Source organism: Vibrio sp. 1978 (assembly GCF_033344345.1).
In genome coordinates this window covers 232,337-246,613 of the sequence record NZ_JAWPOP010000002.1, presented here as the reverse complement: position 1 = coordinate 246,613, position 14,277 = coordinate 232,337, and the positions used below count along the sequence as shown (strand labels likewise).

Genomic DNA, 14,277 nt, shown 5'->3' with positions numbered 1-14,277 from the left:
GCTCGAATTAGAACATAAACTAACCGTAAAAAGGGCGATTTACGCCTGCCCTACTCGCTCCGAACCAACTAATAACTAAAAAGCTGAAAAACGATCACGTTTAGCATCAAACGAAATAAAAAAAACAATTTTTTATTTGAATACAAGCCGAAGCAATGATTCACAAACACAAGACATTAACAGCGTTTATTCTCTTCTCAACTCATCCTATTGGTATCAATGGGATGACGATTTTTTCTAAAAGTCCAAACATGACTGCGTATTTTTATATCACTGCTAGCCCTTGATACATTTGACATCCTCCTACTCCTTTAGGGTTAACTGCTACACAAGTTCTGTGTAATAAATCTCCAAGCACGTAGCAGCTTCACAAAACTCCTCTTACCAGTTGTGCATTCTTTTTCACATCGGTAATTTGAGCGCTCTCAACACTGGCCTCGTGACAAATAAATTATTTTCGTTGTGTTCTTTTCCGGTTAAAAGATGCGCCATTTAACAAAAACGAAGACTTTGATTAACAAATTTATGCTCAAACGCTCATTTTTAACGCTCGTTTGTTTTCGCAAACGTTTATATATGCACAATAGTATCGTGCTAGACAGGCAAAAATGATCAAAGGACTTTTAACATGACAACGAACAAACACCCCTCTCTGCTCGGAGAATGTTTGGCCGAGTTTATCGGTACAGGACTACTTATTTTCTTCGGCGTAGGCTGTGTTGCAGCCTTAGTTCTAACAGGCGCATCATTTGGACAATGGGAAATCAGTATTGTATGGGGCTTCGGTGTCGCCATCGCTATTTACTGTACGGCTGGCGTCTCTGGTGCACACATCAACCCTGCCGTTACCATCGCACTTGCTATGTTCCATGGTTTTGATAAGGCGAAAGTGGTGCCATACATTATCGCTCAAATGCTTGGGGCATTCTGTTCTGCTGCATTGGTATACAGCTTATACAGCAACCTTTTCACCGACTACGAAATCGCTCATAACTTCGTTCGCAGCAGCCAAGATGCACTAGCAACTGCTGGTATCTTCTCAACCTATCCGCATGCCTCCCTCTCTTTCTTTGGTGCTTTTGCTGTGGAATTCGTTATCACTGCTGTGCTGATGTTTGCGATTCTGGCTCTGGGCGATGAAAATAACGGCGCAGCACGTGGCGCAATGAACCCTCTATTGATCGGTATTTTGATTGCCGTCATCGGTGGTTCACTTGGCCCACTAACAGGCTTTGCGATGAACCCTGCTCGTGACTTTGGACCGAAGCTGTTCGCTTACTTCGCAGGTTGGGATTACGCTCTGACAGGTGCTAAAGACATTCCTTACTTTATCGTGCCTTTACTTGCTCCGATTGCAGGTGCGTGTTTTGGTGGTTGGTTGTATCCAAAAGCGATTGCCGCTTACCTTCCACAACAAGGCCACGGTTGTACGATTCCAAACCAATGTGAGACGGAAGAAGAAACAGAAGAAGCTAGAGCTTAAAACTGACGTAACTCGAACATTTACTAAAATATAAATAACGAAACAAAAGGATTCTTACCATGACTGAGCAAAAATACATTGTTGCCCTGGACCAAGGTACAACAAGCTCTCGCGCAGTGATTCTTGATCACGATGCGAACATCGTAAGCGTCGCGCAACGCGAATTTACTCAGATTTATCCAGAAGCTGGTTGGGTTGAACATGATCCAATGGAGATCTGGGCAACACAAAGCTCTACTTTAGTAGAAGCTCTAGCTAAGTCTGGCATCCGTAGCGACCAATTAGCGGCTATCGGTATTACTAACCAGCGTGAAACGACCATCGTCTGGAACAAAGAAACAGGTAAACCCGTTTACAATGCGATCGTATGGCAATGTCGCCGTACTGCTGATATCTGTGAAGATTTAAAAGCACGCGGTCTCGAAAACTATGTACGTGACAACACTGGTTTGGTGCTTGACCCTTACTTCTCAGGTACCAAAGTTAAATGGATTCTGGACAATGTTGAAGGCGCACGAGAAGACGCAGAAGCAGGCAAGCTGTTGTTTGGTACTGTCGATACTTGGTTAGTTTGGAAGATGACTCAAGGTCGCGTTCACGTAACCGACTACACTAATGCATCGCGTACCATGCTGTTTAACATCAACGATCTATGTTGGGATCAAAAAATGTTAGATGAGCTTGGCATTCCAGCATCTATGATGCCAGAAGTGAAGCGCTCATCGGAAATTTACGGTAAAACCAACATCGGTGGTAAAGGCGGTACTCGTATTCCTATTTCTGGAATCGCAGGTGACCAACAAGCGGCGCTTTACGGCCAAATGTGTGTTGAAGCGGGTCAAGCGAAAAACACTTACGGTACGGGTTGTTTCTTGCTAATGAATACGGGCCAAGAAAAAGTCACTTCGACACATGGCCTTCTAACTACTTTGGCTTGTGGTCCTGCAGGCGAACCAGCTTATGCACTTGAAGGCGCCGTATTCATGGGTGGAGCTTCTATCCAATGGCTACGCGATGAATTGAAAATCCTAAACGGTGCAGAAGACTCTGAATACTTCGCGACAAAAGTGGATACATCAAACGGCGTTTATGTCGTGCCTGCATTTACTGGTTTAGGCGCTCCATACTGGGATGCCTACGCACGTGGCACGATTGTCGGCCTTACTCGCGGTGTGAATTCAAACCATATCATCCGTGCAACATTGGAAGGCATCGCTTATCAAACTCGTGACGTACTGGATGCGATGCAAGCTGACTCAGGCATTAAGCTTGCGAACCTTCGCGTCGATGGTGGTGCAGTAGCGAACAACTTCCTAATGCAATTCCAATCCGATGTATTGAACACAGAAGTACACCGCCCTCAAGTAACTGAGGTTACCGCTCTTGGTGCAGCCTACCTTGCCGGCCTTGCAGTTGGTTACTGGGATAGCATTGATGAGTTGCAGAATAAAGCGGTACTTGATCGCACCTTTGAGCCACACGATGATGAAGAAAAACGCAATCGTCGTTACAAGGGCTGGAAACGTGCAGTGAAATGTGCACAAACCTGGTCTGAACTTCACGACGAAGAAGATTAATCTCATCTCCATAAGAAAAAAAGAGCGCCATTTGTGCGCTCTTTTTGCGCTTTATCCCCGATTCCTGAACTCGCTTACTTCTCACAACGAGCAAATTCGAGCACAATAGAGCTTCGAATTTGAAGCATTGGCCGTTACCAATGCACAAGGGAGTGGTAAGTGAAGCAAATACCTCGACACCAGCAGATTGTTGAGCTGGTGAAAAAACAAGGCTATGTCAGCACGGATGAGTTAGTAGAAAGATTCAATGTCAGCCCACAAACCATCCGACGCGATCTCAATGAACTCGCCGATGACAACAAAATTCGTCGTTATCACGGTGGAGCCACTATTCCTCTCAGTTCTGAAAACACATCTTACAACACGCGTAAAGCGCTCAACTTCAATGAAAAAGATGTCATTGCAGACGTGGTAGTCAAACACATTCCAGATGGTGCCACACTATTCATCGATATCGGCACCACACCAGAAGCAGTTGCGCGAGCGCTCAATAAAAACCATAAACAGTTGCGTGTTGTCACCAACAACATCAATGTTGCGACCATTCTTTTCCCTAACCCTGAAATCAAAGTCATCTTAGCGGGTGGAGAAGTCCGCAGCAGAGACGGCGGTATTGTTGGCGAGGCTACCCTCGATTTCGTTAAACAGTTCCGTCTCGACTTTGGTATTCTCGGCATTAGCGGTATCGACTTCGATGGCTCGCTATTAGACTTTGATTACCACGAAGTCCGGGTCAAACAAGCGATCATTGACAATAGCCGTAGTGTATTTCTTGCCGTAGACCACACCAAGTTCGGGCGCAATGCTATGGTGAAACTAGGCAATATTGCACAGCTCAACATGATCTTTACCAATAAGCAGCCACCAGAAGAAATCTTGTCAATTTTGAAGGAAGCTTCTATCCCACTTGAAGTGGTTGAAGCTAACGAATCAAACTCCGAAAACGAGTAACGTCAATCGTATAACTCCCCCTCAAATGACCTCTGTCTTAATTAGACAGAGGTTTTTTTGTGTCTAAATCACACAAAACGCTCACAAACGAAAATAATAGATGATCACAAACGAAACCTGAGCTAGGATTACATTATGTTCTAAAATGCTCGTTCGCTCACCAAGAGGTCAAATTTATGAGTATACAAAATAATGCTTCCACTACTAGCTCATCCACTACCTTAGACTTGATCGTAATCGGTGGCGGCATTAATGGAGCTGGTATTGCAGCAGACGCAGCTGGCCGAGGTTTGAGTGTTGGCTTATATGAAGCACATGACTTCGCATCTGCGACTTCTTCAGCAAGTTCTAAACTGATACACGGCGGTTTACGCTACCTTGAACACTACGAGTTTCGTTTAGTTTCGGAAGCGCTCGCAGAGCGTGAGGTTATTCTTCGTAAAGCACCACACGTCGCATTACCAATGCGTTTCCGTTTACCGCATCGCCCATTCCTACGCCCAGCTTGGATGATTCGTTGTGGCCTTTTCCTTTACGATAACTTGGGTAAACGTACGACGCTGCAAGGCAGTAAAACCGTCAACCTTGCGAAATCTGGCTTGCTAAAACCAGAGATGAAAACGGGTTTCGAATACTCTGACTGTTGGGTTGATGATGCACGTTTAGTATTACTGAACGTTCTTGCGGCTCGCGAAAACCATGCTGAAGTGCGTAACTACTGCCGCGTGGAAAAAGCACACCGTGAAGGTGGTATCTGGCATGTTACTATTCACGATGTGATGACAGACCAACGTTTCGAACGTAAAGCGAAAGCGTTAGTCAATGCTGCGGGGCCTTGGGTAAAACAGTTCTTTGATGATGGATTAGAGCAAGCCTCTCCTCGTAACATTCGCTTAATCAAAGGCTCGCACATCGTTGTTCCTCGTATCCACAACGAACCGCAAGCCTACATTCTTCAAAACAAAGACAATCGCATCGTATTTATGATTCCTTACTTAGATAAGTTCTCAATCATTGGTACAACAGATGTGGAATACAAAGGTGACCCACGTGAAGTGTCGATCTCAGATGACGAAGTCGATTACCTCATTGATATCGTAAACCAACACTTTGTCCACCAGTTGACTCGCGAAGATGTAGTTTGGACATACAGCGGTGTTCGTCCTTTATGTGACGATGAATCTGACTCTCCGCAAGCAATCACACGAGACTACACGCTAGAGCTCGATGCGGAATACGACCATGCACCTCTGCTTTCTGTCTTTGGTGGTAAGCTGACGACCTACCGTAAGCTGGGTGAAGCGGCAATGAAAAAGCTGGCTCCTTTCCTACCAGAGATGGGAAGCGACTGGACGGCCAACCAAACCCTTCCTGGTGGTAACTTCAGCTGTAGTCGTGAACAATTAGCTAAACAAATTCACGCTAAATACACTTGGGCGCCAGAAGCATTGATTCTTCGTTATGTCACTCAGTTTGGTACCCAAACGTGGAACTTAATGGAAGGTACAACAAGTGAAGCTGACTTAGGACAAACGTTCTCGACACAAGCCGGTGGTGTTTACCAACGTGAGATCGATTACTTAATGAACCATGAAATGGCAATGACCGATGAAGACATTTTATGGCGCCGTACTAAGCTTGGTCTTTACATGAACGAGGAAGAAAAACAGGCCTTAACGGACTATTTAAAGAAAAAGCTACAACAGAAAGTGGTTAATCTTTCTCAAGTTGGCTAACAGCTCCCCTCCCTCCCCCCACAATAAAGCCTGCTTAGTTGCAGGCTTTTTGTTTTGTTGTTTAAGCACAACACCTTGGTGCGCTCCACTCGATTGCAAATAAGAACAACTATTCATAGACATTTGGCATTAAATACAATCATACTCATTTGAAAAATAATGCATCAATGACTTCAGAGTACCGTACTCAGAGCATTGCCTCTGTATGGCAATGCAATTCTCGCGAAAGAAGTATCTTGAGGTTATTTTGGTATCGGCTCAAACAAGGAAAAGAAAATGGGTTTTATGATTGAACATTGGGACTTCTCAACCCCAGAAGCAACTCAACAATCCACCACGGCAGAGCAAATTCAAGCTAAGCATTGGTACCATTGCGAACGGCTGCATCCTGATATTCGTGGTTGGCTGGAGCAAAACCAAGTACCTCGAGCTACGGTTGATCATCTATTAGCCGACGAAAGTCGACCATCTTTCCATCCTTTGGATGACGAGAACTTCATGTTGATTTTACGAGGCGTCAATATGAACGGCAATGCATCACCAGAAGATATGCTTAGTATTCGAATTCTCTACTTTCAAGGCGCACTCATTTCAACTCGTAAAATTCCATCACGCGCGATCATGGAGATTCGCCAAGCATTAGCGGAACACAAAGGCCCAAAAAGTCTTGCCAGTTTACTTCATCAGATCATTGAAGGATTAAACAGTAAAATAGACATTTACCTTGATACGATTGAAGAAACACTAAACCAGTTCGACGTGAATGATGAGTCGACGTACAAACATATGGCGACTCAAAAAGCACTGATTTCTATCAAGCGTTTTATTCGCCCTCAGCAGTACGCTATCCGTGATCTTGTGGAGTCAGAATCAGAATTGATTGCTTTGAGACCTCATCAATATCGCTTCGCACACAATAATATTACGCGCATAAATGAAACACTTGAGTTTTATCTTGGAGAAGTGGCGCTTTTCCAAGAAGAGATCAAACATCATCGTGATGAGAAAACCAATAAAAACAGTTACCTGTTTACTTTGGTAGCAACGATTTTTCTACCAACCAGCTTCTTAACAGGTTTACTCGGTATCAATGTTGGTGGAATGCCAGGCGTGGAATCCACCATGGCATTCACCTGGTTCTGCATCGCCTTAATTGTCATTTTTGGTCTAGAGTGGTGGCTATTTAAACGCTTGGGGCTCACGAATAAAGCGGACGACGAAGACGAATAAACACTAAACCTATAAAGAACAAAAACCAAAAGAGGAGCACGCGGCTCCTCTTTTCTCTACTCACATTAGAATCTTATCCGGGGTGACCATCCACACGAGGGGTCACAAGCATCACACCAAAGCGCCACACAAATAGCCCAAACGCAACAATCCATAATCCGCCGCTGATATCAATCCACAGTATCATGTTCGCTGGATCAAAGATCACGGCGAAACTGCGAACCAAAGCTGCCGCGGTAATTGCTGCAAACGCAAGGCTCATGTTTGGCCCTTTGTAGATCATGCGACCAGTATGTCCCATCGTCACCCGTGTAATCATCGCTAAAATCAAACCGCCTAACGCACCTATCGCAAACAGGTGAATGAGGTTATGGCTGGCAAATGCATCTCCCCAGACGCCTCGCAAAATTAAGCTTAGTGGTAAACACAAATACGCAGCATGCAGCGACCACACTAAAGGCTCGCTCAGGGTTAACCAAGGTTTCCAGCGAACAAAACGCACCAACTGAGCAACACCTGCAAATAGCATCAAAGGACTACCTAGTTCTGCAAACGTCACAGGGAAAAAGCTCAGCACAAATAGCATTACCAATGGCAAGTTCGCGAACCACTCTAACCAAGCCAATGGTTGCGCTTTTTCGAAATTAAATCGACGCGCAGTAAAAAATGGAATCACACGTCCGCCCATCACTGACAACAGCAAGGTAAACCACCACAGCATTGCTTGCCACACCGCTGAAGAGCTAAAGGGCGGCATACCTTTTATCGTTGCGTAGCTTGCAAAGTTCGCAAAGATGGCTAAAAGAAACAGTGGAACGAAAAACAAATTACGCCAACCTTTGGCTCGATACACACGAATGCCCACCTCATAGGCGACAAACAGTAAAAATACCGCTTCGATACTGCTGGTTAACCATAACGGTGCTGGTGTCCAAAGCAATATGCGGGGCACTAACCACAAGCCAAATAAAGCCAGAAGCATGTAATGCTTGGTACCATTAATGCCAGTCCAGTTTTGTACCGCGGTCAGTACAAAGCCAACTACAATGGCCATCGAAAAACCGAACAACATTTCATGTACGTGCCACCACAATGCAGGCACGGCTAATGCGTTTGGCTGTCCGCCTTGGAACATCCACACCCACAACGCAATCGCAACAATGGCGTAAATCGACCCAAACAGAAAAAACGGCCGAAAGCCTAATCGCAGCCATGCGGGGATTTTTTCTTCTACTTTTTTATCGGTGATATTCAGCATTATCTTGCCCTCAAGCGTCTCTCGATGCTGGTTAACTCAACTACATATTGATGCTACCATAAACATGTATAAAAAATACATGTTTATAATTAAGATTATACTTAAGAGGTAAAGTTGTGCTTCAGATGCGGGTTAGGTATAAACATGAGAGGCACAACTATCAGTTAAGGGATGCAACGACAATGTACATATTTGGCTATGGCAGTTTGATTAATTCTGCGTCGCGTAAGTTAACCGGACAAACGGGAGAAGCCATTCCCGTCATAGCACATGGGTTGGTTCGCTACTGGGGGAAGATTGACGACAGCTACAGCCTCTCTCCATTAGTGGTGAACCAAGGCGATGGACAGGTTAATGGCGTTTTACTCGAAGTAAATGAAGAAGCGCTCGCAGAATTCGACCGCCGTGAGCGAGGTTATCATCGTATTCAACTTCAGCCAGATCAAATCGAAACAGATGCGAGTTTTAACCAAGAACATGACATTTGGGTTTACGTAAAAGACGAGCCACTACCACCATGCGAAAAGAGCCCAATCATGCAAAGTTATGTTGATACCGTACTGGCAGGTTGCTTGGAAGTTTCCCACGCGTTTGCAGAGCATTTTGTGCGTCACACCATTGGCTGGCAACACGCGAAAGAAAATGACCGCCACCAACCCAAATATGGCAACCTTGCAGGCGTACAAGATCACCATTATGAGTTGATTGATAATCTAATAAAAAAAGGAGCCTAACGGCTCCTTTTTAGTATCTATGTTTGCTTACGCGAGCTTAAAACTTGTAATCAACACCAACGTACAGGCTGTCAAAATCAAAATCTTCGCTGCCACCGTTTTCGGCATCAATACTTACCGAAGAAGCACGGTAGCCACCAGATACAACCAAACCTGAAGCGAACTCATAACCAGCCTCAACACCGTAGTTAAAGCCTACATCACGACCATCATCGGTAACAGTGCTAGATGATTTCACTTCATAAGAAACACTCATTACACCAAGGCCAGCTATCGCACCAACATAGAAGCCTGTACCTGCAAATTGGTATTTAGGCTTCGCATTGAAATTGAACGCAGAAGCATCAACACTAAATTTAACCGGCCACCCCATGTAAGAAAATGTTTCTTCAAAGTCGCCAAAGTATATGTACTCACCTTCAAAAGCTAGTTTGAAGTTTTCTGAATATTGAAGCTCTTTACCTACAGCAAGGCTAAGACCTGTCGCAGAAAGATCTTTTGACAAGCTTTTAACTTTAAGATCTGAATTTACCAAATCAGCACCAACATACCAGTTACCTTTTGCTTGAACTGATGCTGAAGCAACCACTGCACCTAAAGCCAATAATGGCAATACTTTTTTCATTATAATTTCCTAATTTTTCATACTGTTAGACAGCTTTTAAAAGCGCGGAGATTATAAATAGAGTTGAATACTTTCCTATTGATTTGTTTATAAAATGAGACACAAAACATAAACATGAACAATAAAACGTTTGCTTGATTAAACTCTAAACAGCTCGAGTCCTATTAAGTACTAGAGTTACCACAAGTAGCAAGTTTCCAAACCAGTCGCGTTTTTCAGTATTTTTACAGCAATATAATCCTTACGTTTACGGCTTTATTTATTACTCAATAGAGTCTATTTCATGAAAACAATTTGGCTTGATATGATGATTTAAAGTGTTTAGGACTGTCTTACTAAAGGTTTGTGCATATCTAAGTAGCTGTTTAAAATAGTCAGATTATTGAGCTCACACTTGGGCAGTGCCAACGGGAAATTTACATGGCAAAGCTAAAAGATATCGCCATTGAAGCAGGCGTCTCACTTGCAACAGTATCGCGGGTTTTGAACAACGACCCAACGTTGAGCGTTAAAGAAGAAACCAAATACCGCATTTTGGAAATTGCAGAAAAACTGGAGTACCGCACCAGTAGCTCGAAGAAAGGCATCAAAGAAGCTAAGCAAAAACATCACTTTTTAGCCTTATATAACTACAAACAAGAAACAGAGGTGAATGACCCTTACTACTTATCAATTCGTCATGGGATTGAAACGCAATGCGACAAATTAGGTATTACGCTAACCAATTGCTATAACAGTGAAATTGATGTTGAAACGAAAAAGATAACAGGTGTCCTTTTAGTCGGAAATGTCGACCAAAAGGTAGTAGATAAATTACCTAAACGTCTAGCCGATAGCATTTGCTACATAAACTTTTCAGATCCAACCTGCCCTTATGATTGCGTTGATGTCGACCTTATTCGAATCAGTAGGCAAGTAGTTGATTTCTTTGTACAACGAGGCCACCGCCGCATCGGTTATATTGGCGGTCAAGACAAGCACGACGCAGCTGACACTCGTGAAAATGTGTTTTTGGACTATGGCTATCTAAAAGGCGTGGTCGCAGAACATGATATACACTATTGTGCCTGCTCTAGTTTGTCCGGTTATAACTTAGCGAAAGAGATGCTAGCCAAAGGTGACTTCCCGAAAGCAGTATTCATTGATTCAGACTCCATCGCGATTGGCATAGTACGTGCAATCCATGAATTTGGCTTAAAGATACCAGAGGATATTACGTTGATTAGTATGAATGATATTCCTACTGCTCGCTTTACCTTTCCGCCGTTGTCTACAATTCGTATTCACTCTGAGTTGATGGGAACTCAGGGAGTGAACTTACTGGTGGAAAAATACCGAGATGGACGCTTATTCCCTCTTCATGTATACGTGCAAACAGAGCTTAAACTACGTGGTACAACTCAATGATACCTTTTCCATTAATCTCTTTTATGAATTAAACCTGGAACATCCCCCCCCTAACCCAAGACATTCATTTTGCACAATCAGTACTGTTTCGGTGTAACGCCGATAACTCAGCGGGTAGTAAGAAGTTCAACAACAAATCACTCTAAGCACCATGAGTGCCCCAAATGTTTATCATTTAGAGGTGATGGTCGAAGAAACCAACTCGCGTAGCCAAATGCCTTTGTCTTCATTGTTTCGGCTGGAATGCCACAGCATGGCAATGTCAAAATCCGCAACGGCGATCGGCGGCTTAACAGTAATGAGATCGTCCGAAAAGCCCTCCGCCAACGCCATTTTTTCTGGCACGATGGCAATGAGATCGCGCTTTTTCAATAGATGCCGAATAGTGAGAAAGTTGCGCGACGCCACGGTGACTTTGCGGCTCAAGCCATGTTCTGCGAGCTTTTGGTCTACTTGTGTCTTTAAGCTCCCATCGGGACTTACCAGAGCTTGCTCGATGTTCGCGAACGCTTCCAGAGACAGCTGTGTTTCCCCTTGCAATACCTGTTTATCACACATGCACACGTGTTTTTCGGTGTACAAGTACAAGCTCTCAAAGTTGTCATCCAACACCGGCATGCTGCCAATAATGACATCAAGCTTTTCATGCTCAGTTAGTGCCACGTAGTTGCTACGATTGACGTTAATAAAACTGATCTGCGCCTCTGGGGCGCGCTGGCGTATTTCGTCATAAAGCCGAGGAGCAAAAATAAACTCGGCATAATCCGTTAACCCGATGCGACATACACCCGCGTAATTTTCAGGTTGGAAGGCAGACTTAGTGAGCAAGTCTTTGGCGATAGAATCCAACAAGTGATGCACAGTTGGCGCGATGTGGTGAGCGTGCTCGGTGGGCTCCATCTTGTGCCCTTTTCGCTCAAAAAGCGGGTCGTCAAACAACAACCTTAAACGAGACAAACTATGACTCATCGCCGACTGGCTAACGTAACTTTTCTCTGCCGCGACGCTAACGCTTCGATAGCGATACAAGTAGGAAAACGTCACCAATAAGTTCAAGTCAATGTTGCGCCACTGAATGTCCTCTTTCACTCCAATATCCTTATCCCATTTCATTCATAGATGAAATTAAAATTATCAATTTGAGTCATTTTATAGCATTCGATAAATTAGCAACAATGCTTTTTAGATAAACAGGCTCGACATGTTCACCATCTTCAAAACTTTTTTCTGGCTGGGTTGGTTCAGCTTCGGCGGCCCTGCGGCTCATATTGGTTATTTTCGCCAAACCTTTGTTGAGAAACTGAAATGGCTTGATGACAGCGAGTACGCGCAAATCGTCGCACTCAGTCAGTTTTTGCCGGGACCGGGCTCAAGCCAAGTCGGCTTTGCTTTAGGCTATAAACGCGGCGGTTTAGGTGGCGCATGCGCAGCATTTGTCGGATTCACTCTTCCTTCAGTGATCATCATGTTGGCGCTAGCGATGGTGAGCAGCCAAATCACCGACACCGCAGTGTTCCAAAACATCGTTCACGGCCTAAAACTGCTCGCAGTCGTCGTCGTGGCGGATGCAACCTGGGGCATGTACAAAAATTTCTGCCAAAGTAAACTGACCGCGGGTTTGTGCGTCGCGACTGCGATTGCGTTGCTGGTAGCACCAAGCATCATGACGCAAATGTTCGTGTTGATAGCAGCAAGTTTTGTCGGAATGCGATATCTGAAGAAAGACTCCGCGCCATCAGCCGAGCCGTTTAAACCGTCTATCGCGCCATTGGCTCTATTTGCGGTGCTTTTACTCGGCTTACCGTTAGTGGCTCATACTTTACCTTTGCTTGGGCTGTTTAGTGATTTTTTCCAAGCTGGTAGCTTAGTGTTTGGTGGCGGTCATGTGGTTCTGCCGCTTCTGCAAAACATTGTTGGCGACCAGCTCAGCCAAGATGCATTTTTAACAGGCTACGCCGCTGCACAAGCTGTACCGGGGCCAATGTTCACCTTTGCGACTTTTATCGGTTATGAGCTTTCGGATACGCCAATTTTAGGCGCGCTGATCGCAACGCTTGGCGTATTCCTCCCAGGGTTTCTTCTACTGCTTGGCGTTCTTAAAAACTGGCAAGCACTGGCAGGCAAACCGCTGGTCTCCGGCGCCATCAACGGTGTAAATGCCTCGGTAGTAGGGTTACTACTCGCGGCACTTTACCAGCCAGTATTTAGCAGCGCAGTTGTTGCTCCCATCGACATGGCGTTAGTGATTGCGGGTTTCTATCTACACAAAAAGCTCAACCTTTCGGTACTATGGATGATCGTGTTTTTTGTGGCAGCAGGCCTTGTCACGGGCATGATGTAGCCTGCTGATACGCCAACTATTGAATCTAGATAAACCACGGGCACTCAAATACGAGTGCCCTTGCTTAGATTAGATAGTGAAAACGGAACAGACCCCGATAAAAAGAGCATCACAAATTATGACTTAACTTCTCTCGGTTAAGCCATTGTTCATTCTTACCAACTTAACTGCATCATGACGAGAATGGACATCGAGTTTTTTGTACAACTTGTATATATGGCTTTTCACTGTACTTTCAGATAAAAAAAGTCTTGAAGCAATTTGTTGATTTGAAATGCCGTACACAAGTAGCTCTAGAATCTGTTTTTCTCTGCATGTTAACTCATCATGCTGCTGTTCTTCGGACAAATTTGCATGCCGATAATTGAGGACTAACTTCTCTAGGTACATTCTTGGTAGCCACAACCCACCTTTCAGTACGTATTCCGCGCCATCACATATATGTGTCACTGATGCACTTCGGAGCAAAATTCCTTTCAACAACTTCCAATGCAGTAAGTCCGTTTGTACTTTTTCACAAGGGACGTTGTGAAGCATAAAGGACCACCCAAATAGATCAAAATCTGGTAACTTTCCTTGTACTTCAAGCTGACGCATAAAATCGTAATCAATAAACATCAAATCGATACTGAGTGAGTGACTTCTGAACACCACTTCATCTGGTTGCATTATCTTTACATCGACATCATGAATGGAAGACAGCTGTTTTTTTATTAAGTTACTTTGTAAATTACTCTCAGCTAGCAGTATCAAGTGCTTCTTTTCCATAGTCCCACCACATTAACTTACCTGTTTCACCAACCCCCGTTAGAAAATTAATTGGGGATAGCAAAGAGAATTTATCTTCATTTTAAGTAGAAAATATAGCACTTCAGAATGATATCGCATTGCTTTTCAGCACCGAAAAAGACTTAAAAAGTATGAACCTGTTATAT

12 protein-coding genes are annotated in these 14,277 nt (G+C 44.2%); 8 read left to right on the top strand and 4 right to left on the bottom strand.

The genetic code is table 11. The features are described 5' to 3' along the window. The first annotated feature begins 628 nt into the window (after positions 1-628). The 5 genes from R8N49_RS03070 (at position 629) to R8N49_RS03050 (ending at position 6,977) form a co-directional block, all read left to right on the top strand. Positions 629-1,483, top strand: coding sequence for an MIP/aquaporin family protein (locus tag R8N49_RS03070; protein WP_005380195.1), 855 nt, complete (start codon positions 629-631; stop codon positions 1,481-1,483). 59 nt (positions 1,484-1,542) lie between these two features. After that, complete coding sequence (glpK, locus tag R8N49_RS03065) at positions 1,543-3,060, top strand: glycerol kinase GlpK (protein ID WP_005380193.1); 1,518 nt, start codon at positions 1,543-1,545, stop codon at positions 3,058-3,060. A 159-nt stretch (positions 3,061-3,219) separates the two neighbouring features. Then, positions 3,220-4,011, top strand: a complete 792-nt coding sequence (locus R8N49_RS03060) for a DeoR/GlpR family transcriptional regulator (protein WP_186584703.1) — start codon at positions 3,220-3,222, stop codon at positions 4,009-4,011. A 176-nt stretch (positions 4,012-4,187) separates the two neighbouring features. After that, entirely contained in the window at positions 4,188-5,747 is a 1,560-nt protein-coding gene (glpD, locus tag R8N49_RS03055; protein WP_054576307.1) for a glycerol-3-phosphate dehydrogenase, read from the top strand. A gap of 276 nt (positions 5,748-6,023) precedes the next feature. Next, complete coding sequence (locus tag R8N49_RS03050; RefSeq protein WP_005391702.1) at positions 6,024-6,977, top strand: CorA family divalent cation transporter; 954 nt, start codon at positions 6,024-6,026, stop codon at positions 6,975-6,977. A gap of 73 nt (positions 6,978-7,050) precedes the next feature. On the opposite strand, the gene R8N49_RS03045 is transcribed toward R8N49_RS03050, so the two are convergent. Next, positions 7,051-8,235 carry an NnrS family protein gene (locus R8N49_RS03045; RefSeq protein ID WP_005391701.1) on the bottom strand — a complete coding sequence of 395 codons (1,185 nt, stop codon included), beginning with the start codon at positions 8,233-8,235 and terminating at the stop codon, positions 7,051-7,053. Between the two features lie 182 nt (positions 8,236-8,417). On the opposite strand from R8N49_RS03045, the gene R8N49_RS03040 reads away from it, so the two are divergent. Continuing rightward, positions 8,418-8,969 (top strand): gamma-glutamylcyclotransferase family protein, encoded by a 552-nt coding sequence (locus tag R8N49_RS03040; protein ID WP_025768214.1) that lies wholly within the window; start codon positions 8,418-8,420, stop codon positions 8,967-8,969. A gap of 37 nt (positions 8,970-9,006) precedes the next feature. On the opposite strand, the gene R8N49_RS03035 is transcribed toward R8N49_RS03040, so the two are convergent. Next, positions 9,007-9,594 (bottom strand): outer membrane beta-barrel protein, encoded by a 588-nt coding sequence (locus R8N49_RS03035; protein WP_017820436.1) that lies wholly within the window; start codon positions 9,592-9,594, stop codon positions 9,007-9,009. 420 nt (positions 9,595-10,014) lie between these two features. On the opposite strand from R8N49_RS03035, the gene ebgR reads away from it, so the two are divergent. After that, positions 10,015-11,001, top strand: a complete 987-nt coding sequence (gene ebgR / locus R8N49_RS03030) for a transcriptional regulator EbgR (protein ID WP_186584698.1) — start codon at positions 10,015-10,017, stop codon at positions 10,999-11,001. Positions 11,002-11,172: 171 nt separating this feature from the next. On the opposite strand, the gene R8N49_RS03025 is transcribed toward ebgR, so the two are convergent. Further along, positions 11,173-12,090 carry a LysR family transcriptional regulator gene (locus tag R8N49_RS03025; protein WP_053349839.1) on the bottom strand — a complete coding sequence of 306 codons (918 nt, stop codon included), beginning with the start codon at positions 12,088-12,090 and terminating at the stop codon, positions 11,173-11,175. 112 nt (positions 12,091-12,202) lie between these two features. Between R8N49_RS03025 and chrA the strand changes: the two genes are divergently transcribed. Beyond that, positions 12,203-13,342 (top strand): chromate efflux transporter, encoded by a 1,140-nt coding sequence (gene chrA, locus R8N49_RS03020; RefSeq protein WP_186584695.1) that lies wholly within the window; start codon positions 12,203-12,205, stop codon positions 13,340-13,342. Between the two features lie 123 nt (positions 13,343-13,465). Here chrA and R8N49_RS03015 read toward each other — a convergent pair whose 3' ends face one another. After that, a complete protein-coding gene (locus R8N49_RS03015) occupies positions 13,466-14,110 on the bottom strand; it encodes a helix-turn-helix transcriptional regulator (RefSeq protein WP_005380169.1) in 645 nt (214 codons plus the stop codon). Between the last annotated feature and the right edge of the window lie 167 nt (positions 14,111-14,277).

What these genes read in the sequence shown, in the direction of transcription:
- R8N49_RS03070 (WP_005380195.1), top strand. Translation starts at nt 629, where the DNA reads ATGACAACGAACAAACACCCCTCTCTGCTCGGAGAATGTTTGGCCGAG.
- glpK (WP_005380193.1), top strand. Translation starts at nt 1,543, where the DNA reads ATGACTGAGCAAAAATACATTGTTGCCCTGGACCAAGGTACAACAAGC.
- glpD (WP_054576307.1), top strand. Translation starts at nt 4,188, where the DNA reads ATGAGTATACAAAATAATGCTTCCACTACTAGCTCATCCACTACCTTA.
- R8N49_RS03050 (WP_005391702.1), top strand. Translation starts at nt 6,024, where the DNA reads ATGGGTTTTATGATTGAACATTGGGACTTCTCAACCCCAGAAGCAACT.
- R8N49_RS03045 (WP_005391701.1), bottom strand. Translation starts at nt 8,235, where the DNA reads ATGCTGAATATCACCGATAAAAAAGTAGAAGAAAAAATCCCCGCATGG.
- R8N49_RS03040 (WP_025768214.1), top strand. Translation starts at nt 8,418, where the DNA reads ATGTACATATTTGGCTATGGCAGTTTGATTAATTCTGCGTCGCGTAAG.
- R8N49_RS03035 (WP_017820436.1), bottom strand. Translation starts at nt 9,594, where the DNA reads ATGAAAAAAGTATTGCCATTATTGGCTTTAGGTGCAGTGGTTGCTTCA.
- ebgR (WP_186584698.1), top strand. Translation starts at nt 10,015, where the DNA reads ATGGCAAAGCTAAAAGATATCGCCATTGAAGCAGGCGTCTCACTTGCA.
- chrA (WP_186584695.1), top strand. Translation starts at nt 12,203, where the DNA reads ATGTTCACCATCTTCAAAACTTTTTTCTGGCTGGGTTGGTTCAGCTTC.
- R8N49_RS03015 (WP_005380169.1), bottom strand. Translation starts at nt 14,110, where the DNA reads ATGGAAAAGAAGCACTTGATACTGCTAGCTGAGAGTAATTTACAAAGT.